This is a genomic window from Erwinia aphidicola, assembly GCF_014773485.1.
Lineage (GTDB): Bacteria > Pseudomonadota > Gammaproteobacteria > Enterobacterales > Enterobacteriaceae > Erwinia > Erwinia aphidicola.
Genome location: NZ_JACXBP010000003.1, coordinates 471,726 through 490,701, shown reverse-complemented (window position 1 = coordinate 490,701; position 18,976 = coordinate 471,726). Strand labels below are relative to the sequence as shown.

15 protein-coding genes and 1 pseudogene are annotated in these 18,976 nt (G+C 58.9%); 6 read left to right on the top strand and 10 right to left on the bottom strand.

Annotated features, from left to right (window positions below; all coding sequences use genetic code 11):
* Nucleotides 1–6 precede the first annotated feature (6 nt).
* The gene (locus ID864_RS09525) at nt 7–2,010 is read left to right on the top strand and encodes a tRNA(Met) cytidine acetyltransferase TmcA (protein ID WP_318153230.1); all 2,004 of its coding nucleotides are present in this window, start codon (nt 7–9) and stop codon (nt 2,008–2,010) included.
* A 40-nt stretch (nt 2,011–2,050) separates the two neighbouring features.
* Nucleotides 2,051–2,299 (top strand): annotated as a pseudogene (locus tag ID864_RS09520) (esterase); the annotation flags it as partial.
* Between the two features lie 33 nt (nt 2,300–2,332).
* Here the strand turns inward: ID864_RS09520 and ID864_RS09515 are convergent.
* From ID864_RS09515 to treZ, 8 genes are all read right to left on the bottom strand, one after another.
* Nucleotides 2,333–2,587 (bottom strand): BrnA antitoxin family protein, encoded by a 255-nt coding sequence (locus ID864_RS09515; RefSeq protein ID WP_048915228.1) that lies wholly within the window; start codon nt 2,585–2,587, stop codon nt 2,333–2,335.
* Nucleotides 2,581–2,880 carry a BrnT family toxin gene (locus ID864_RS09510; RefSeq protein ID WP_048915229.1) on the bottom strand — a complete coding sequence of 100 codons (300 nt, stop codon included), beginning with the start codon at nt 2,878–2,880 and terminating at the stop codon, nt 2,581–2,583. The genes ID864_RS09515 and ID864_RS09510 overlap by 7 nt, the downstream gene beginning before the upstream one ends.
* Nucleotides 2,881–3,010: 130 nt before the next feature.
* Entirely contained in the window at nt 3,011–3,199 is a 189-nt protein-coding gene (locus tag ID864_RS09505; protein ID WP_048915230.1) for a YpfN family protein, read from the bottom strand.
* 18 nt (nt 3,200–3,217) lie between these two features.
* On the bottom strand, nt 3,218–4,345 hold the full coding sequence (dapE, locus tag ID864_RS09500; RefSeq protein WP_048915231.1) for a succinyl-diaminopimelate desuccinylase: 1,128 nt from the start codon (nt 4,343–4,345) through the stop codon (nt 3,218–3,220).
* 2 nt (nt 4,346–4,347) lie between these two features.
* Nucleotides 4,348–4,731, bottom strand: a complete 384-nt coding sequence (locus tag ID864_RS09495) for an ArsC family reductase (RefSeq protein WP_048915232.1) — start codon at nt 4,729–4,731, stop codon at nt 4,348–4,350.
* Nucleotides 4,732–4,857: 126 nt separating this feature from the next.
* Complete coding sequence (gene glgX, locus ID864_RS09490) at nt 4,858–6,933, bottom strand: glycogen debranching protein GlgX (RefSeq protein ID WP_048915233.1); 2,076 nt, start codon at nt 6,931–6,933, stop codon at nt 4,858–4,860.
* Nucleotides 6,934–6,983: 50 nt separating this feature from the next.
* Entirely contained in the window at nt 6,984–9,509 is a 2,526-nt protein-coding gene (gene treY, locus ID864_RS09485; protein WP_191149762.1) for a malto-oligosyltrehalose synthase, read from the bottom strand.
* Nucleotides 9,506–11,293 (bottom strand): malto-oligosyltrehalose trehalohydrolase, encoded by a 1,788-nt coding sequence (treZ, locus tag ID864_RS09480; RefSeq protein WP_191149761.1) that lies wholly within the window; start codon nt 11,291–11,293, stop codon nt 9,506–9,508. The genes treY and treZ overlap by 4 nt, the downstream gene beginning before the upstream one ends.
* A 196-nt stretch (nt 11,294–11,489) precedes the next feature.
* Here treZ and ID864_RS09475 point away from each other — a divergent pair, with 196 nt between their 5' ends.
* Entirely contained in the window at nt 11,490–11,684 is a 195-nt protein-coding gene (locus ID864_RS09475) for a hypothetical protein (RefSeq protein WP_048915236.1), read from the top strand.
* Nucleotides 11,685–11,931: 247 nt separating this feature from the next.
* Nucleotides 11,932–11,991, top strand: a complete 60-nt coding sequence (gene ypfM, locus ID864_RS09470) for a protein YpfM (protein WP_118665656.1) — start codon at nt 11,932–11,934, stop codon at nt 11,989–11,991.
* Nucleotides 11,992–12,114: 123 nt separating this feature from the next.
* Here ypfM and acrD read toward each other — a convergent pair whose 3' ends face one another.
* Nucleotides 12,115–15,228 carry a multidrug efflux RND transporter permease AcrD gene (gene acrD / locus ID864_RS09465; RefSeq protein WP_048915237.1) on the bottom strand — a complete coding sequence of 1,038 codons (3,114 nt, stop codon included), beginning with the start codon at nt 15,226–15,228 and terminating at the stop codon, nt 12,115–12,117.
* 214 nt (nt 15,229–15,442) lie between these two features.
* Entirely contained in the window at nt 15,443–16,078 is a 636-nt protein-coding gene (locus ID864_RS09460; protein WP_099753425.1) for a LuxR C-terminal-related transcriptional regulator, read from the bottom strand.
* Between the two features lie 641 nt (nt 16,079–16,719).
* Between ID864_RS09460 and ansP the strand changes: the two genes are divergently transcribed.
* Both ansP and nudK read left to right on the top strand, forming a co-directional pair.
* Nucleotides 16,720–18,168 carry an L-asparagine permease gene (ansP, locus tag ID864_RS09455; protein ID WP_099753426.1) on the top strand — a complete coding sequence of 483 codons (1,449 nt, stop codon included), beginning with the start codon at nt 16,720–16,722 and terminating at the stop codon, nt 18,166–18,168.
* A 130-nt stretch (nt 18,169–18,298) separates the two neighbouring features.
* Nucleotides 18,299–18,880: a GDP-mannose pyrophosphatase NudK gene (gene nudK, locus ID864_RS09450; protein ID WP_048915240.1), complete on the top strand. Its 582-nt coding sequence runs from the start codon at nt 18,299–18,301 to the stop codon at nt 18,878–18,880.
* The last annotated feature ends 96 nt before the right edge of the window (nt 18,881–18,976 follow it).

The window sequence follows — 18,976 nt, the reverse complement described above, 5'->3', positions numbered from 1 at the left end:
ACGCGGGTGAGTGAGTGGCGCGACGGCACGGCTCGGCTGCAGTGCCAGTGCTGGCGACGACTGCTGGTGCTCAGCGGGACAGCGCAATGGAGTGAACAGCAGGCTGCAGGATTGATGGAACAGCTGCCCGGCGACTGGTTGTGGGTTGGCGAGCCGTCGCATAGCGTGCAAAGCTGCGCGCCATCTGCTATTCGCACGCTGCTGGGGCGCGAGTTCCACCACGCGGTATTTGACGCCCGCAGCGGTTTTCACGCCGAAGCGCTGGCCGCCCTGGCCGGAACGCTACAGGCGGGCAGCTGGCTGCTGCTGCTGGTCCCGGAGTGGGACCACTGGGCGCAGCAGCCTGACGAGGATTCACTGCGCTGGAGCGAGCGCGATGCGCCGTGCGCCACCCCGCGTTTTATTCAGCGTCTGCAGCAGCTGATACAGGCCGATGCCCGGGCCGTGCTCTGGCGAGAAAATCACCCCCTGATATTACCCGTCGCTGAAGCCGTGCCGCAGTGGCTGCCGGACGATGGCAGCCTGCAGCAGCAGCAAATCCTGGCAAAACTTCTGCACGCGTCTCCTGGTGTTCAGGCGATCACCGCTGCGCGCGGGCGCGGCAAGTCTGCGCTGGCGGGCATGCTGGCCGCGCGCTGGCCGGGGCGCTGCCTGGTCACCGCGCCGGGCAAGGTGTCCACCGAGGTACTGGCGCAGTTTGCCGGTGATGCCTTTCATTTTATCGCGCCCGACCGCCTGCTGGCCGAAGCGGCGCTGCATCAGCCCGGCGTGGACTGGCTGCTGATTGACGAGGCGGCGGCGATTCCCGCGCCGCTGCTCCACCAGCTGGTTGCGCTGTTTCCGCGCGTGCTGCTGACCACCACGGTGCAGGGTTACGAAGGCACCGGGCGTGGCTTCCTGCTGAAATTCTGCGCCGCGCTGCCCAATGTGACGCTGCATCAGCTTGATACTCCACTACGCTGGGCGGCGAACGATCCGCTGGAGTCTTTTATCAGCGATGCGCTGCTGTTTGATGACCGGGAGGTCGAGCCGCAGCATGGCAGCATGGATTACGTGGCGCTGGAACAGCCCGACTGGGGGCGGCAGCCTGCGCGAATGGCAGCGGTATATCAGCTGCTGACCAGCGCGCACTACCGCACTTCGCCGCTCGATCTGCGGCGCATGATGGATGCGCCCGGCATGCATTTTAGCGCTGCGCTGCAGGGCGACAGCGTGCAGGGAGCGCTATGGCTGGTGGATGAGGGCGGCCTGAGCGCGGCGCTGTCCAGCGCCGTCTGGGCCGGAACCCGCCGCCCGCGTGGCAATCTGGTGGCGCAGTCGCTGGCGGCGCATGCCGGGCAGATCGACGCGCCGCAGCTGCGCTCCAGGCGCATCAGCCGGATTGCGGTCGCCGCCGCGCTGCGCGGGCAGGGCATCGGTCAGCAGCTGGTGGCGGGCTGTCAGCAGCAGGCGCAGGGGCTGGATTATCTGTCAGTCAGCTTTGGCTTCACCTCAGCGCTCTGGCAGTTCTGGCAGCGCTGCGGTTTTCAGCTGGTGCGTATCGGCAGCGTGCGCGAGGCCAGCAGCGGCTGCTTCAGCGCGATGGCGATTCTGCCGCTCAGCCCCGCTGGACAGCAGCTGGCACAGCGTGCCGCGCAGCGCTTCGAGCGGGCAGGGGCGTGGTTACGTCGTCAGCTGCCCGGAGAAGAGCTGCCGCTCGCGACGCACTGCTATGCTGATATTGATGAGGATGACTGGCGTGAGCTGGCCGGTTTCGCCTGGGCACAGCGGCCGTTTGAAGCCAGCCTGGCCGCGCTGGGCAGGCTGGTCAGCCAGCGGCCCTGCGCACTGCCGCTGCTAAGTGCCGCTCTTCTGCAGCAACAACGCAGTGCTGAAGTGATAGCCAGGGCGAAACTCTCCGGGCGTAAAGCGCTGCTGGCCGCACAGCGCCAGGAAGCCCGGCAGGGGCTGATGGCGCTGGATGCTCAGCAGGCCGATCGGTGGCGCCAGTGGCTTGACTCGTTGCAATAAATTCAACGTCATCGTCAAAAACCGTTCATTTTCTCCCGCGCTCCACCTGATCCACGGCGACGATGACAGGACGCTGCCGCTCTCTCACGCGGTTGCGGCGGAAGCGCGTTTAACGGCGCTGGGAGGGGATGTAACCCTGGATATCGTCGACGATCTACCGCATGCGGTGGATGACCGCGCGATGCAGTTGGCGCTCGATCGCCTGCGGTTTACCGTGCCGCGCCGCTATTTTGACGAAGCCCTGGGCGGCGCAACGCCGGGCGAGGATGATGTGATTGCGTTGATGTAGGTTTATGCCGGGCAGTACAGCTACCCGGCATCGCTATTTTCCTTCATTGCCCATGGCTTCACGCAGAATGTTATTGATACGCGTCTGATAGCCCGGCCCTTTGCTCTCAAGCCAGTAAAGAACATCTGCGTCGATACGCACCGTTTTTTGTACTTTTTTTGGCCGATAAAACCTGCCGCGTTCAGCCGTTGACCATGCTTTGTCCTTTAACTCTGGCGCATCGCTGGTATCAATGTCTTTGGCCTGAATCGTTGCCAGCTCATTCAGTTGCTCTAGCTTTCCTACCATTGTCTGTATCTCCCGATCTCTTTTGGCAGCGCTTTACGAGCGGAAATTATCCGTATGTTGTCGTTCCGATCGGTGCTGACAACCAGCAAAACCACGCAGCCTTTAATTTCACCCAAATGCTGCCATCTTTCTTCGCCATAAATTTCAGACAGATCGCGGGTAGAGAGAATGTTGGGATCGTCAAAGACCTCACAGGCAAGCTCAAAGCTTATTTTGTGCTTATCTAAATTGTGCTGTGCTTTCTTTGAGTCCCACTCGTAAGTGTACCCATGGTGTAAGTATAGCAAAGGCATTCCCTATCCCTGTAGTGACATTCCTGTCACTACAAAATAGAGCAAATTTTATGCGCAGCAACGCCAGCCCCGGATAAAAAAAAGGGGCTGAGCGGAGTTTCACAAATTGAAATTAAATGCGGGTAGTAGGCTACTTCTTTTTCGGCCAGTCGTCTTCATCATCCCACTTATCGTTGAAATCACGATGCGGAGGCAGCTCAGGCTTGTTATCGAGAAACTTTTTATGGTCGATTCGCTTCAGGTCTTTGTAGACATTCATCAGAATGCCGACCATCAGCAGGATCACCAGTATCCACCAGTAATGCTTCAAAAATTCCATATCTTCACCCCAGATCGCTTAGGCGATCAGCTGTTCCATAATCCGCTGATACATGCGGCTTAACAGCTGCAGATCGGCGGCTTTTACACACTCATTGATCTTATGAATGGTTGCGTTCACCGGACCCAGTTCTACTACCTGTGCGCCCATGCGGGCAATAAAGCGCCCGTCAGAGGTGCCACCGGTGGTGAGCAGCTGCGGTCTGATCTCATTATAGTGCTCAACCGCGTTAACTACCGCATCCACCAGCTTACCGCGTGAGGTCAGGAACGGCTGACCGGACACTTTCCACTCAATGCTGTAGCGCAGCTGATGGCGGTCCAGCAGTTCCTGCACGCGCTGAACGATCAGCTCGTCGGTCAGTTCGGTGCTGAAGCGGAAATTGAACTGCACAAAGCAGTCACCGGGGATGACGTTATTGCTACCGGTGCCGGCCTGCACGTTGGCAATCTGCATGCTGGTCGGCGGGAAGAATTCATTGCCCTGGTCCCACTCGGTGGCCACCAGCTCATTCAGCGCGGGCATGGCACGGTGTACCGGGTTATCGGCGAGGTGCGGATAAGCCACATGGCCCTGCACACCGTGAATGGTCAGATTGGCGGTCATGGAGCCGCGACGGCCATTTTTCACCACGTCGCCCACCACTTCGGTGCTCGACGGCTCGCCCACCAGACAGTAATCCATGCGTTCGTTGCGCGCCATCAGCGCTTCCACTACCTTCACCGTGCCGTTAGTGGCGCTGGCCTCTTCATCAGAGGTGATCAGGAAAGCCAGGCGGCCCTTGTGGTTTGGATGCGCGGCGACAAAGCGCTCGGCGGCCACGGTCATCGCTGCCAGTGAACCTTTCATATCAGCCGCGCCGCGGCCAAACAGCATGCCGTCGCGGATGGTGGGTTCAAACGGCGGGTTGATCCAGCGGTTAGCATCGCCGGTCGGCACCACGTCGGTGTGGCCGGCAAACGCCAGGGTTTCACCCTGACCGCGCCATGCCCAGAAGTTCAGGGTATCGCCGATGTTCATCGGCTCAATAGTGAAGCCCAGCGCCTGCAGGCGGGCAATCAGAATAGCCTGACAACCGGCATCATCCGGGCTGAGGGAAGGGCGACGAATAAGCTGCTGCGTCAGCTCAATGACCGGACAGTACATGATTATGACTTCTCCTGAATAAACGGCTGCCAGGTGGCTTCGCTGAAGCCCAGCAGCATAGTGCCGTCCGGCGCACAGAGCAACGGACGTTTGATGATTGCCGGCTGTGCCAGCATCAGATCGCGTGCGGCTGCGGGATTATTCACCGCATTACGCACCACCTCATCCAGCTTGCGCCAGGTGGTGCCGCGCGTATTAAGCAGCGCTTCCCATCCCAGGGTGTCAATAAAGGACTGCAACAGGGCCGCATCCAGCCCGTCGGCGCGGTAGTCGTGGAACTGATAGTCCACGCCCTGTGCTTCCAGATATTTGCGGGCTTTCTTGATGGTGTCGCAGTTTTTGATGCCGTACATCGTCAGCGAGGTTTTTGCGGTGCTGTCTGTCATAACGCGGGTCCCTGTACTTGAGGCGGCGCGGTGAGCGTATTTAAGGGGCCACGGTCACCGCACCTTGCTAATCAGTTAATTAGCAAATAATGCCTCAGTACGGGGTTTCGATCCAGACTGCCAGCGTTACGGCCTTCTGAACAGCGCAAAGCTGCGTCCCTCCAGCTCAAAATCCTTCTCGCGGGTAATCACCATGCCGGGTTGTGCCGTGGAGCTGGTGGTGATCTCCAGCACCCAGCCGCCTTCGCCAAACTGCGGGATGCGGAAGGGAACGTTGCCTTCAAACGGGTTGAACAGCATCAGCACGTCATGCCAGATCCCTTCCTCCTGCTGTAGGTCGGCGCGTGAGAGATAGACGCCCAGCGTGGTGCCATGCTCCCAGTGCTCGGGCAGCTGGAAGCCGCCCCCGGCGTTAAACCATTTTATCTCCATACCGTCGCGCCAGCTCTCGCGCCGCAGCAGCGGTTGCGCAGCGCGCAGCGTCAGCAGATGGCGGGTGTATTCATGTAACTCATCGTCAGCTGGGCGGCGATTTTCCCAGTGGACCCACGAGATCTCGCTGTCCTGACAGTAGCCGTTGTTGTTGCCCTGTTGGCTGCGGCCAAACTCGTCGCCCGCCAGCAGCATCGGCGTGCCGTGGGAGAACAGCAGCGTGGCGAGGAAGTTGCGTTTCTGCCGGTCGCGCAGGGCATTGATGGTCTCATCGTCGGTTGGCCCTTCGGCGCCGAAGTTATATGAACGGTTGTCGTTGTGGCCGTCGTTATTGTCCTCGCCGTTGGCTTCATTGTGCTTCTCATTCCAGCAAACAAGGTCATTGAGAGTAAAGCCATCATGGGCGGTGATAAAGTTGATGCTGGCCGACGGGCGGCGCCCGCGCTGGTCGTACAGATCGCCGGAGCCGAGCAGGCGTGCGGCAAAATCGCTGGAGACATTGTCGCCGTGCCAGTATTCGCGCACGGTGTCGCGATACTTGTCGTTCCATTCGCCCCAGCCCGGCGGGAAGCCGCCAACCTGATAACCCCCGGGACCGATGTCCCACGGCTCGCCAATCAGCTTCAGTTTTGACAGCACCGGGTCCTGCATAATGGCGTCGAAGAAGCCGCCGCGCGGGTCGAAGCCCTGCGGTTCGCGCCCGAGAATCGTCCCCAGGTCGAAGCGGAATCCGTCAATATGCATCGATTCCGCCCAGAAGCGCAGAGAGTCCAGCACCATCTGCAGCACGCGCGGATGCGAGGTATTCACGGTGTTGCCGGTGCCGGTGTCATTGATGTAATAGCGATGTTCTTCCGGCAGCGTGCGGTAGTAGGAGTAGTTGTCGATGCCCTTAAAAGAGAGCGTCGGGCCAAGCTCGTTGCCCTCCGCCGTGTGGTTATACACCACGTCAAGGATCACCTCGACACCCGCATCATGGAAGGCGCGCACCATATCGCGGAAGCCCTGAATACCCGCCGGCCCGTAATAGCGTGAGGCCGGGGCAAAGAACGCCAGCGTGTTATAGCCCCAGAAGTTTTTCAGCCCTTTATCCAACAGGTGCTGATCGTCCGGGAACCAGTGCACCGGCAGCAGCTCCACCGAGGTAATGCCGAGGTTTTTGATGTAGTCGACGGTTGCCGGGTGCCCCATGCCTTCATAGGTGCCGCGCAGGGCTTCTGGCAGCGCCGGATTAAGCTGGGTGAAGCCTTTGACGTGCGCCTCATAGATCACCGCATCCGACCAGGCAATCACCGGGCGATTTTCGTCGTGCCAGTTGAACTCATCCGGGTCGATCACTTTGCACTTGGGCATAAACGGCCCGCTGTCGCGCGTGTCAAAGGTCAGGTCCTTATCTTCGTGCTCAAGATCGTAGGCAAAGCAGGCTGCATCCCATTCAATGTCGCCCACCAGCTCGCGCGCGTAAGGGTCAATCAGCAGCTTGTGGTGATTAAAGCGATGGCCGTTTTCCGGCTCATAAGGACCGTAGACGCGGTAGCCATACAGCGCTCCCGCCTGCAGGCCCGGCACAAAGCCGTGCCACACCTCGTTGGTGTATTCCGGCAGCGTCAGGCGTGCAATTTCGTTTTTGCCGCTGGCGTCATACAGGCAAAGTTCTACCCGTTCGGCGTGAGCGGAGAACAGGGCGAAATTCACCCCGTTCTCCTCAACGTTGGCACCCAGACGATAGCTGTAACCCGCGGTTATTTCATAAAGCTGACTGTCTGACATGCTCTCTCCCCATCGTGCAAGTTATGTAGCGACGTTGACGCTGATAGAGGTCAGCGTATGGCGATGAAAATGGCCGGGAAAAGTCCGGTCATGGTGGTTTCTAAACGTTCGCTGCTGGTTATCTCCTCGCCGTTGAAAATATTACGGTAGCGGCGCTGGGTTAGCCCGGCAGGCAGTGCGATATCGACGTTAACCTGGGACGTAGCGGCAAAACCGTTTTGCACGGCGCTGAACACCAGGCGCGGCGCGATGGCGATCAGCGCGTCGCTGGCGTCCACTCTTGCCCAGGCGATGAGATGATCCTGCTCAGCATTGGCGGCGGCGAGCGGCAGATAGTCACCGCGGCGAAACAGCGCCGGCAACTGCTGGCGGATTGCCAGCAGGCTGGCGATCGCGTGCTGGTTTAGCTGCCCGCTCAGCCAGCTTGCCTCCCCGGTTGATATCGGGAACTGCTGCCCGGCCAGCATGCGCTCCAGCGCAGGATAATCGGGTTCGCGGCGGTTATCGGGGTCGATCAGGCTGAAGTCCAGAGTTTCGCTGCCCTGATAGATATCCGGCACGCCCGGCGCCGTCAGTTTTACCACCGTCTGCGTCAGGCTGTTGACCAGCCCGGCGCGCACAAAGGGCTGCAGCGAGCGGGTAAAGTCCTGCAAAAATGTCAGGTTAGCCGGGGAGAGCAGGTGGTGGGCGTAATCGAGCACCGCCTTTTCATAGGCATCATTGCTGTCAACCCAGCTGGTGCGCAGTTTGGCTTCGCGCAGCGCTTTCTCCACGTAGGCCTGGAAGCGTTCATCCAGCGCCCTGAGCCCCGCTTCGTCATCCGGCTGCAGCGTGGCGGGCCAGACGCCGGCCAGCGCCTGGTACAGCATCCACTCTCCGGCGGGTTTCGGCGCCGGGCCGTCGGCCAGCAGCGTGACCTGGGCCTGATTCATCTGGCGCCAGCGCATAACGCAGGCTGCCCAAATGTCCGGGGCTTCGGTTAGGGTGTAGAGCCGCGCGCGGGCATCTTCGCCGCGCTTGGTATCGTGGGTGGTGGTGCCGGACAGCGCATCCGGCTGGCGCGCCAGCCGCGTCTGCATCTCCGTGTGGAAGCGGTCGATAGAGAAGGTGCGCGGCAGCGGTTCAGCACCCACTTCATTCAGCGCCAGCGCCATGTTCTGGCGAAAGAACAGCGTATCCTCCACCGATTTTGCCATCAGCGGCCCGGTGAGCTGCTGAAAACGGCTGCGCAACTCATCCGCCGTGGCGCGCTGTTCGTCTGCCACTTCTCCGTTCAGCACCCGCAGCAGAAATGCCAGCGCGCTGGCCTCCGGCGCATATGCGCTGGCGCTGAGTTTTTGCGCAGTCTGCTGTAGCAGTGCGCGGCTGTCGCCAGGCATGCCCTGCGGGGTGCCGTAAGTGCGGTACACCGGGAAGGCAATCAGCAGCTCACGCAGCGCCAGGCGCAAGGCCTGCGCATCCGGTGCCTGGCCGTCGGCAGCGGCGATATTGCCGAGCAGCGTCGCCAGCCGGGTGAACTCTCCGGCAAAGTTGTTCTCGACCATCAGCAGCTTGGCGGCCCGCAGTTCGGCGGCCATATTGACCGGTTTGCCGACTACTTCCTGATAAATTTTGCGTAATGCGGGTAGCTTCGCATTATCGACCAGCGCATCGGAGAGCGACGCCATAAAGTCATAGCCGGTGGTGCCGGAAATCGGCCACTCGGCGGGAATATGCTCCTCCTCCGCGAGGATTTTCTCCACCGTGATGTAGCAGTCTGCTCCGGCCTGCTGGCGCAGCGTTTCAAGGTAGCCCTGGGGATCGGCCAGGCCGTCGACGTGATCGACCCGCAGCCCGTTGACCGCGCCGCTGTGAACCAGTTCGAGGATCAGGCGATGCGTATCGGTAAACACCTGGGGATCTTCAACCCGCACGCCCACTAGGCCGGTAATCTCAAAGAAACGTCGGTAAGAGAGGTTGCTGGCCGCCTCGCGCCAGTTCATCAGCCGCCACGGCTGGCTGTCATGCAGTGCGCTGATGGCAGCCCGATCGGTCAGCTGCAACACCTCGGCCTCGCGCCCCTGCCAGCTGGCGGATGACAGCGGGTAGAAGCTGTCGTAGCAGGCGAGGGCCGGTTTACCGGTGGTGGGGTCTGGCTTGACCGCAATCTGGCCATTTTCCAGCTCGTGTTCAAAGTCGTCGCCGAGGAAGGGCAGCGTCAGCCGCCTTGACCAGTCAATATCAAAATGGTGGGCATAACGGCTGTCAGCGCCGTGTTCGATCACGTCATACCACCAGGCGTTTTCCAGCGAGGCGGCCATATGGTTGGGTACGATATCGAGGATAAGCCCCAGCCCGGCGCGATGCAGCGCCTCAACCATGCGATCAAATCCGGCGCGGCCGCCGATCGACGGTTCGATTTCGTTGGCGTCCGTCACGTCGTAGCCGTGCGTTGAGTCGTGCGTGGCGGTGAAGATCGGCGAGGCATAAAGATGGCTGATACCGAGCCGCTGCAGATAGGGTACCAGCGCGGCGGCGCGGTCAAAGGTCATACCATTGCGAAACTGGATGCGATAAGTGGCGATCGGGATAGTCATGCTGCTTCCTCCTTTGCCAGCCGGACGATAATGGCATTCGGTGCCAGTTCCTCTGCGGCTTCAGGCCAGGCGAACAGGGTGCTGCCGGGCAGTTCAGGCAGGGCGTGTGCGCGCTCTCCTGTGTTCAGCGCCATCGACAGCGTTGCCTGCGGCCACTTCCAGCTGACGGCGAGGAAGCCGGGCGCGGTTTCAATCACACTGCCGCAATTGCCAGGGGCGTGGGCCAGCAGCGGCACCAGATGCTGGTGGCGGATGGCCAGCAGCTGCCGCGTCAGCGCCAGCCACTGCGCTCCTGCGCTGCTCTCAGGCTTCTGCCAGTCGAGCTTCGAGCTGATAAAGGTTGATTCAGCGTTCGGGTCGGGCACGCTCTCATCCATATGATCCTCGTGGCCGGCAAACTCTCTGGCGCGCCCTTCGCGCACCGCTCTGGCCAGCTCGCCGTGAAAATCGGTGAAGAACATAAACGGGTTAGTTTCGCCGTACTCCTCGCCCATAAACAGCAGCGGAATATGCGGCGACAGCAGCAGGGCAGCGTACATAACCTGAGTACGCTCGCTGCCGGCCAGGCTAATCAGCCGATCGCCGCACGCGCGGTTGCCGGTTTGGTCGTGATTCTGAATAAAGTCGACAAAGGCCACCGGCGGCTGGCTGCGGCTATCGACACCGCGTTTCTCCCCGCTCTGCGGCGACACTTCGCCCTGATAAGCAAACCCTTCGGTCAGGACGCGGGCGAGCAGTTTCTCCGGCTGTTGGGCAAAATCCTGGTAATAAGCGTGGGTTTCGCCGGTTGCCAGCACGTGCATGGCATTGTGGAAATCATCGTTCCACTCCCCGCTGAACAGCGGCGTGGATCCATCCTGCGCCCGGCGATGCAGGAACGTGACGTTGCGGCAGTCTTCGGTGGTCAGGTGGATTGGGCGGCTGGTGATTTCAGCGCGGATGCGTTCGGCAATCTCAATCAGCACGTGCTTTGGCGAGCTATCGACAATCTGGTCAATGGCGTCGAAGCGTAATCCATCCAGCTGATACTCCTGCAGCCACCACAGCGGGGCATCGGCAATGTAGCGCCGCACCGCGTCAACGTGATAGGCGATGCCGGGTCCCCACGGTGTGTTACGCGATTGATCAAAAAAGTCCGGGGCCAGCAGCGGCAGATAGTTGCCCTCCGGGCCAAAATGGTTGAGCACGATATCCAGCACCACCGACAACCCAAGGCCGTGCGCCGCATCGACAAAGGCTTTCAGGTCGTCCGGCGTTCCGTAGGCGGAATGCGGCGCATACAGCAGCACGCCGTCATAGCCCCAGCCGCGCTCGCCGCCAAACTGCGACAGCGGCAGCAGCTCAATCACGGTGATGCCGAGTTCTGCCAGCTGCGGCAGTTTACCCATAGCGGCCTGCAAGGTGCCCTGCGGGGTAAAGGTGCCGACGTGCAGTTCATAGAACACGCTCTCTTCCCACGTTCGCCCCTGCCATCCGGCGTTTTGCCAGCGATAGCTGTGCGGATCGACGACCAGCGAAGGGCCGTTAACGTCCGTTTGCTGCGCGCGCGAAGCCGGGTCAGGCACGGCGGTGCCGTCCGCCAGCACAAACTGATAGGCGCTACCGGGTTTTACGTCTGCAAGCTGCAGCTCAAACCAGCCATCGCCGACGGTGTGCATCGGGTGCTCAACGTTATCCAGCTTCAGAGCGATTTTTTGCTGTCCGCTGGCCCAGAGACGAAAGTTCACCTGACCCGTTTCGTGATATTCGCTACCCCAACCCTTACCCAATGTGCTCGACTGCATTGAATCACCTCGTTATTGAGAACGCCACCAACAGCCGCTGCGCTAAAAATCAATCATAGACCAGATATGCCGACGCTGAAGTAAGAGGGGGCGTTTGATGCCCTGTATCAAAAGTCAGACTTCTGTACCCTTCTGTTATTTGTGGACTTCATCTATATTCGGAGGGGTAGAAACCCATGATAAAAGGAGGGGAGCGATGAACTATCTTAAAGAGTCGGCGGCGCACAAGGTCGAAGAGACCCAGTCAACGATTGTACTGACGCGCAAAAAAAATTCGCGCTGTGAAGAGTTTGCCCAGATCGTCGAGGCGGTGATGAGAGAGCACCCTGATGCCAAGACGCATATTGACAGTGAAAGCGGCGGCTATGACAAAGTGATCATCCTGAAATAACTGGCCCACCCGGTGGCATTCGCGCGCCGGGTCACTTTTCTGCGGATTTGTAAAATTCCAAAACCCGGCTATCTATTGACCGCCTGATAATTACCTTAGAAATCATTACCTGAGGAGTGTGCGCCAGCACACAAATTCAGCCAAACCCGATTAATCACGCTTTTGCCTGTGGCAGTAACTGGCCGCAATCACTTCCAATTGACTAGGAATCGTCCTAAAATGACCCCACAAAATAAGAGAGGGCATTATGATCGATTTAGAACTAGGGAACTGGAAAGACTTTATTGAAACCATGTTACGTAAGTAATGAGTTTCATTAAGAAAAGCACGGCGAGCCTGTCAACCGGCTTGATCTTCAGTATCCCAAATAAATAAAAGGCAGCCCTTTCAGGCTGCCTTTTTGCTGCGGACAATCTTCCGGGTTTGTCTCTTACAGCGGCTTCTCCTTCAGCGGGAAGCGCCTGCGCACCACCACGAAGAACAGCGGTACAAAGAAGATCGCCAGTACCGTCGCCGAAATCATCCCGCCCATCACGCCCGTGCCTACCGCATGCTGACTGCTGGAACCGGCACCGTTGCTGATGGCCATCGGCAGCACGCCGAAGATAAACGCCAGCGAGGTCATCAGAATCGGTCGCAGGCGCTGGCGTGATGCCTCCAGCGTTGATTCAATCAGATCGCCTCCGCGGGTATTGAGATCGTTAGCGAACTCTACGATCAGAATGGCGTTTTTCGCCGACAGCCCGATCACCGTCAGCAGACCCACCTGGAAGTAAACATCGTTTTCCAGCCCGCGCAGCCAGGTGGCGACCAGCGCACCGATGACCCCCAGCGGCACCACCAGCATCACCGAGAAGGGAATCGACCAGCTCTCATACAGCGCGGCGAGGCACAGGAACACCACCAGCAGCGACAGCGCGTACAGCGCAGGGGCCTGCGCGCCGGTCATGCGCTCCTGCAGTGACGCCCCGGTCCACTGCAGGCCGATGCCGGTTGGCAGCTGGCTCACCAGCTTCTCCATTACGTCCATGGCGGCACCGTTACTGACGCCCGCGGCCGATTCACCGACAATTTCCAGCGCCGAGTAGCCGTTATAACGCTCGAGGCGCGGCGAGCCGGTTTCCCAGTGGGTGGTGGCGAAGGCGGTAAACGGCACCATCTCCCCGTTGGTATTACGCACGTACCATTTACTGATGTCATCCGGCAGCATGCGGAACTTCGCGTCGGCCTGCACGTAAACTTTCTTGACGCGGCCACGGTCAAGGAAGTCATTGACGTAGGTCGAACCCCAGCCGGTTTGCAGGGTGGCGTTGATATCATCCAGCGAGACGGCCAGCGCCTGCGCCTTGCGCTGGTCGATATCAATGCGCAGCTGCGGGCTGTCATCCAGACCATTGTGGCGTACGCGGGTCAGCGCAGGGTTTTTCTGCGCCATCTCCAGCAGCGTATCGCGTGCGCTCATCAGGGCGTCGTGCCCCAGCCCGGCGTGGTCCTGCAGCTCCATATCGAAACCGGCGGAGTTACCCAGCCCGGTAATGGCCGGTGGGCTGCTGGCAATTACCCGTGCCTCCTTGATTTTACTCAAGGCTTTGGTGGCGCGTTCGATGATGGCAAAGGCGGAGTTTTCGCTGTCCTGCCGTTCTTTCCAGTCTTTCAGGCGCACAAACATACGCGCGACGTTCTGCCCGTTACCGCCCGGTCCCGAGCCGATAGTGGCAAACACCGACAGCACGTTTGTCTTCTCTTCGGTCAGGTAATACTTCTCAACTTTCTCCACCACTTTGGTGGTTTGCTGCAGCGTGGAACCCGGCGGCAGCTGGATCTGCGTGGTGAAGATACCGCGATCTTCCAGCGGCAGGAACGAGGTAGGCAGGCGCACAAACAGCAGGGCCATAATGGCGATCAGCGCCAGGTAGAGCAGCAGCCAGCGGCCACCTTTGGCGAGAATTCTGGCGACGCCGCGCTGGTAGCGTTGCGCTTGACTGTTGAACACGCGGTTAAACCAGCCGAAGAAGCCGCGACGACTGTGGTGATGCCCCTGCGCCAGCGGTTTCAGCAGGGTGGAGCACAGGGCAGGGGTAAGGATCATCGCCACCAGTACCGACAGCACCATGGCCGAAACAATTGTCACGGAGAACTGGCGGTAAATCGCACCGGTGGTGCCGCCGAAGAAGGCCATCGGCACAAAGACTGCCGACAGCACCAGCGCAATACCCACCAGCGCTCCCTGAATCTGGCCCATTGATTTGCGCGTCGCTTCCCGCGGTGACAGACCCTCCTCACTCATGATGCGCTCAACGTTCTCCACCACCACGATGGCATCGTCCACCAGCAGGCCTATTGCCAGCACCATCGCGAACATCGTCAGGGTGTTGATGCTGTAGCCAAAGGTGTAGAGCACGCCAAAGGTGCCCAGCAGCACCACGGGAACGGCAATGGTTGGGATCAGCGTGGCGCGGAAGTTTTGCAGGAACAGGTACATCACCAGGAACACCAGCAGCACCGCTTCGAACAGGGTTTTCACCACGTCCTCAATCGAGGCTTTAACAAATGGCGTGGTCTCATAAGCGATTTCGGTTTTCAGGCCGTGCGGAAAATAGTGTGACAGCTCTTCCAGGCGGGCGCGCACCAGCTTGTCGGTTTCCATTTCGTTGGCGCCGGATGCCAGCTTGATACCGAGACCAGAAGCGGGCAGGCCATTGTAGCGGCTGAGGAAGTCATATTTTTCGGCGCCCAGTTCGACTTTTGCCACCTGGCCGAGGGTAACCACCGAGCCGTCGGTATTCACTTTTAGCGTAATTTCGCGGAACTGCTCCGGGGTTTGCAGCAGCGACTGGGAGTTGATGGTGGCGTTCAGCGCCTGACGATCAACGGAGGGCAGGCCACCGAGCTGGCCGACGGCGACCTGGCTGTTCTGCGATTCGATGGCGCTGACCACATCGGCGGTGGTCAGCGCATAGTTAATCAGCTTATCCGGGTCGAGCCAGATACGCATCGCATACTGCGAGCCGTAAGCATCCACCTGACCGACGCCGTCAATACGGCTGAGGGGATCCTGGATATTACTGGCAACGTAGTCGGAGATATCCTGCTTGTCCATACTGCCGTCGGTGGAGACAAACGCCACCATCAGGATATTGCTGTCGCCGGTTTTATTGACGGTGACCCCCTGCGACTGCACGTCCTGCGGCAGTTTACGCAGGGCGGCCTGCAGCTGGTTCTGCACCTGCTGGCGCGCTTCATCCGGGTTGGTCCCGGCGGTAAAGGTGAGGGTGATGGTGGCCTGGCCGGTGTTACTGCTCTGCGATGACATGTACATCAGATTGTCGATGCCGGTCATGTTCTGTTCAATCACCTGAGTCACGGTGTTTTCCAGCGTTTCGGCAGAAGCACCCGGATAGTTAGCCGTAATGCGTACGTTGGGGGGAGCCAGATCGGGATACTGTTCAATCGGCAGCGAGACAATCGCCAGGCCGCCGGTTAAGCACAGCAGGATCGCCAGCACCCAGGCAAAAATGGGGCGGTCGATAAAGAAATTCGCCATCTCGAGCTCCGCAGCGTGTTATCTGAGTAAAGAGTAGAAGAAAAGAGTGCCGGTATTTCCTGCGGCGTTAGGCATATTGCGTCCAGCGCGGAGCAAAATTTTTAATTTATTCAACACGCTCCGGCAGTTAATCACTTTACCTGCCCGTGTGTCAGTAATCGTGGAGAAAATGAGGAGAATATGTAAATTATCGTACGAAAGCGGCCCCGGCCAGTTACAGGTTGGCGTGCGGGCTGGATAACCAGAGCACGGTGGCGGCCACGCGTGAGTGCACGTTTAGCTTACGCAGCACATTGCGGATGTGCACCTTCACGGTCTGCTCTGAAATCGCCAGGCAGTCGGCTATCTGACGGTTCGCCAACCCGCTGGCCACCTCACGCAAGACTTCACGCTCGCGCCCGGTGAGAATACTCAGCCGATCGGCCTGCTGTACTGCGGCGCCGTAAACCCCCTGCAGAGCCGCGCTCCAGGCCTTACCGCCCTGCGCAACCTTGACGATCTCTGCCAGCAGTGGCTCCGTTTCGGTGCGTTTTAGAATCACTCCCTGAACTCCGGAAGTCATCAGTGCCGAAAAGTCAGCGCACTGCTGGTTTATTAACACCGCAATCTGCGAATCGGCCGAAGCGCCGCGCAGCGCACTGATCGCATCCGGGTAGGGCATATCGCTGATTTCACGCTCCAGCAGGATCAGGGTGGGGCGCAGGCTGCGCGCTCTGCTCACCCCTTCGGCACCGCTTTTTGCCTCCACTATCAGCTTAAAACGCGGGTCTTGCGCCAGCAGGCTGTGCAGTCCGTAACGTACCAGCGGGTGGCTTTCGATAATCAATACGCTGAAATCATGATCTTCCATAACCTTCACTCCTTGCCTGCGGGCGGCGAATTGAGGGCAACGTACTCTCATCACCCTTTCAATCAAGTGGGTAGTGTAATGCCGGCAGGGAGTTTGCAGAAGTAGCAAAAGCGGGCACTTTCACGCCCTGTTACATCAGTTGGCTTTTGACATACTTCTTGACGTTTGGCGCCAGTTGGCTGGTTTTTCGTTGACAATGCTTTAACGCTTTTACCTAACCCTCACCCTGCTTTTCATTGAACCAGGCCATAATTAACCCATCAACCACGTTAAGTAGTGAGATTGACCGCAAGACCCCAGCATTACCCTCATCCCTGTATGTCCCTGTGTAGTACTTAGTGTTTTCACTGACCGACCGCAAATTGTGGTCGGTTTTTTTATGCGTTCTCCGACAAAAATCACAAAAGCTCACGATTTCGGTCGTGGATTTTTTGCGTCAGTTAATCAGAACGGTTAGGATGCATCGCCGCATTTTCCCTGCCTGCGTCAAGAATATAACTACAGCTGGCAGGGGAGTTGTTCAGACATGCGACAGTGTACGCAATCGTTTGGTCGGCATCTTCGAAAACAGATAAGAAAACAGGATACCCGGGACAGGTAGCCGCATCACTCTTTTGTGGACAGGACAACTAGGATAGAAAATGAAAGCTGATAAAAAATCTGGCGCAGACAAACGCGCTGCAAGAAGACGTTGGTTAAATTCTCATGATTCCGGCTACCATAAAGCTATGGACAACCGTCACGTTCAGATGATTGCCATCGGCGGCGCGATTGGTACGGGTCTGTTCCTCGGCGCAGGCGCCCGCCTGCAGGCAGCGGGGCCGGCGCTGGCGCTGGTCTATTTAGTCTGCGGTATCTTCTCCTTCTTCATTCTGCGCGCGCTTGGCGAACTGGTACTGCACCGCCCGTCAAGCGGCAGCTTCGTCTCCTACTCCCGTGAGTTCCTGGGTGAAAAAGCCTCTTACGTGGCGGGCTGGATGTACTTCGTCAACTGGGCGATGACCGGGATTGTGGATATCACCGCCGTGGCGCTCTACATGCACTACTGGGGCGCGTTCGGCGATGTGCCGCAGTGGGTGTTTGCCCTTGGTGCGCTGGCCATTGTCGGCACGATGAATATGATCGGCGTGAAGTGGTTCGCCGAAATGGAGTTCTGGTTTGCGCTGATTAAAGTGCTGGCGATCGTGATTTTCCTGGTGGTCGGTGTGGTGTTCCTCGGCAGCGGCAAGCCGCTGGACGGTAACGCGACCGGCTTCCATCTGATCACCGACAACGGCGGCTTCTTCCCCAATGGTCTGATGCCGGCGCTGGTGCTGGTGCAGGGGGTGGTGTTTGCCTTTGCCTCAATTGAGCTGGTGGGCACCGCAGCGGGCGAGTGTAAAGACCCGAAAACCATGCTGCCAAAAGCGATCAACAGCGTGATCTGGCGTATTGGCCTGTTCTACGTCGGCTCGGTAGTGCTGCTGGTGCTGCTGCTGCCGTGGAATGCCTATCAGGCCGGTCAAAGTCCGTTCGTGACCTTCTTTACCAAGCTGGGCGTGCCTTACGTCGGCAGCATTATGAATATCGTGGTACTGAGCGCAGCGCTTTCCAGCCTGAACTCCGGCCTCTATTCAACCGGGCGTATCCTGCGCTCGATGTCGATGGGCGGATCTGCGCCGAAGTTCATGTCGAAAATGAGCGGCCAGCAGGTGCCTTATATGGGGATTCTGGTCACCATCGGCGTATACATCATCGGCGTGTACCTGAACTACGTGGTGCCATCGCGCGTGTTTGAGATCGTACTGAACGTTGCGGCGCTGGGGATTATCTCCTCTTGGGCATTTATCGTGGTGTGCCAGATGCGCCTGCGTAAAGCCATCAAAGAGGGCAAGGCGGAAGATGTGAGCTTTAAAATGCCGTGGGCGCCGTTTACCTCCTGGCTGACGCTGCTGTTCCTGGCCAGCGTGCTGGTGCTGATGGCGTTTGACTACCCGAACGGCACCTACACCATTGCGGCTATCCCGCTGATTGCCGTGGTGCTGGTACTGGGCTGGTTTGGCGCCCGCAAGCGTGTGAATGCGCTGGCGCAGGAAGAACATAACCACTAATCGCCATCGGCGAAATGCTCAGGTCATCACGGTAAGGGTCAGGCATGCCTGACCCTTTGTCTTTCAGATAGTTTTCCCTCGCGTTGCGTTCTAAGATGGCAGACTCCCGATTCATCTCAACGGAGCCTGTATGTCAGCCAAGATCGACGTCATCAAAAATAAAATCCTGTCAGAAAACTGGTTCACCCTGCGCAACTTTACCTACGAGATCACCGCGAAGGACGGCTCCACCCTCCGCCACAAGCGCGAAGTGTACGATCGTGGCAACGGCGCCACTATCCTGCTGTACAACCGCGATAAAAACAGCGTGGTGCTGACGCGTCAGTTCCGCATTGCCACCTGGGTTAACGGCAATCCCAGCGGCATGCTGATTGAAGCCTGTGCCGGGCTGCTTGATGATGATTCGCCAGAAGACTGCATCCGTAAAGAAGCCATTGAAGAGACCGGTTACGCGGTGGGCGAAGTCGAAAAGCTGTATGAGCTCTACATGTCGCCGGGCGGCGTGACCGAGCTGATCCACTTTTTTGCCGCAGAATATAGCGATGCCCAGCGCGATAACGCCGGGGGCGGGGTAGAGGATGAGGATATCGACGTGCTGGAAGTGACCTTCCCGGAAGCCTGGGCGATGGTCAAAGATGGCCGCATCAAAGATGGTAAAACGGTAACCCTGTTACAGCATGCACTGATTGAAGGCTGGCTGCGTCTGAGTTGAATCTGACCACGACTGTCCGATAAATCCGATTGAGGCCCTGGGCGCAGCAACGCATGATGGAATCAGTGCACAGATCGTCTGTGCTAATATTCTTCT

Bases quoted from the DNA above. Each gene is read 5' to 3' on its own strand.
- dapE (WP_048915231.1), bottom strand. From the start codon at position 4,345: ATGTACTGTCCGGTCATTGAGCTGACGCAGCAGCTTATTCGTCGCCCT.
- ID864_RS09460 (WP_099753425.1), bottom strand. From the start codon at position 16,078: ATGGAAGATCATGATTTCAGCGTATTGATTATCGAAAGCCACCCGCTG.
- treY (WP_191149762.1), bottom strand. From the start codon at position 9,509: ATGACTATCCCGATCGCCACTTATCGCATCCAGTTTCGCAATGGTATG.
- acrD (WP_048915237.1), bottom strand. From the start codon at position 15,228: ATGGCGAATTTCTTTATCGACCGCCCCATTTTTGCCTGGGTGCTGGCG.
- ansP (WP_099753426.1), top strand. From the start codon at position 16,720: ATGAAAGCTGATAAAAAATCTGGCGCAGACAAACGCGCTGCAAGAAGA.
- glgX (WP_048915233.1), bottom strand. From the start codon at position 6,933: ATGTCAGACAGTCAGCTTTATGAAATAACCGCGGGTTACAGCTATCGT.
- treZ (WP_191149761.1), bottom strand. From the start codon at position 11,293: ATGCAGTCGAGCACATTGGGTAAGGGTTGGGGTAGCGAATATCACGAA.
- nudK (WP_048915240.1), top strand. From the start codon at position 18,299: ATGTCAGCCAAGATCGACGTCATCAAAAATAAAATCCTGTCAGAAAAC.
- ID864_RS09510 (WP_048915229.1), bottom strand. From the start codon at position 2,880: ATGCCTTTGCTATACTTACACCATGGGTACACTTACGAGTGGGACTCA.
- ID864_RS09505 (WP_048915230.1), bottom strand. From the start codon at position 3,199: ATGGAATTTTTGAAGCATTACTGGTGGATACTGGTGATCCTGCTGATG.
- ID864_RS09515 (WP_048915228.1), bottom strand. From the start codon at position 2,587: ATGGTAGGAAAGCTAGAGCAACTGAATGAGCTGGCAACGATTCAGGCC.
- ID864_RS09475 (WP_048915236.1), top strand. From the start codon at position 11,490: ATGAACTATCTTAAAGAGTCGGCGGCGCACAAGGTCGAAGAGACCCAG.
- ID864_RS09495 (WP_048915232.1), bottom strand. From the start codon at position 4,731: ATGACAGACAGCACCGCAAAAACCTCGCTGACGATGTACGGCATCAAA.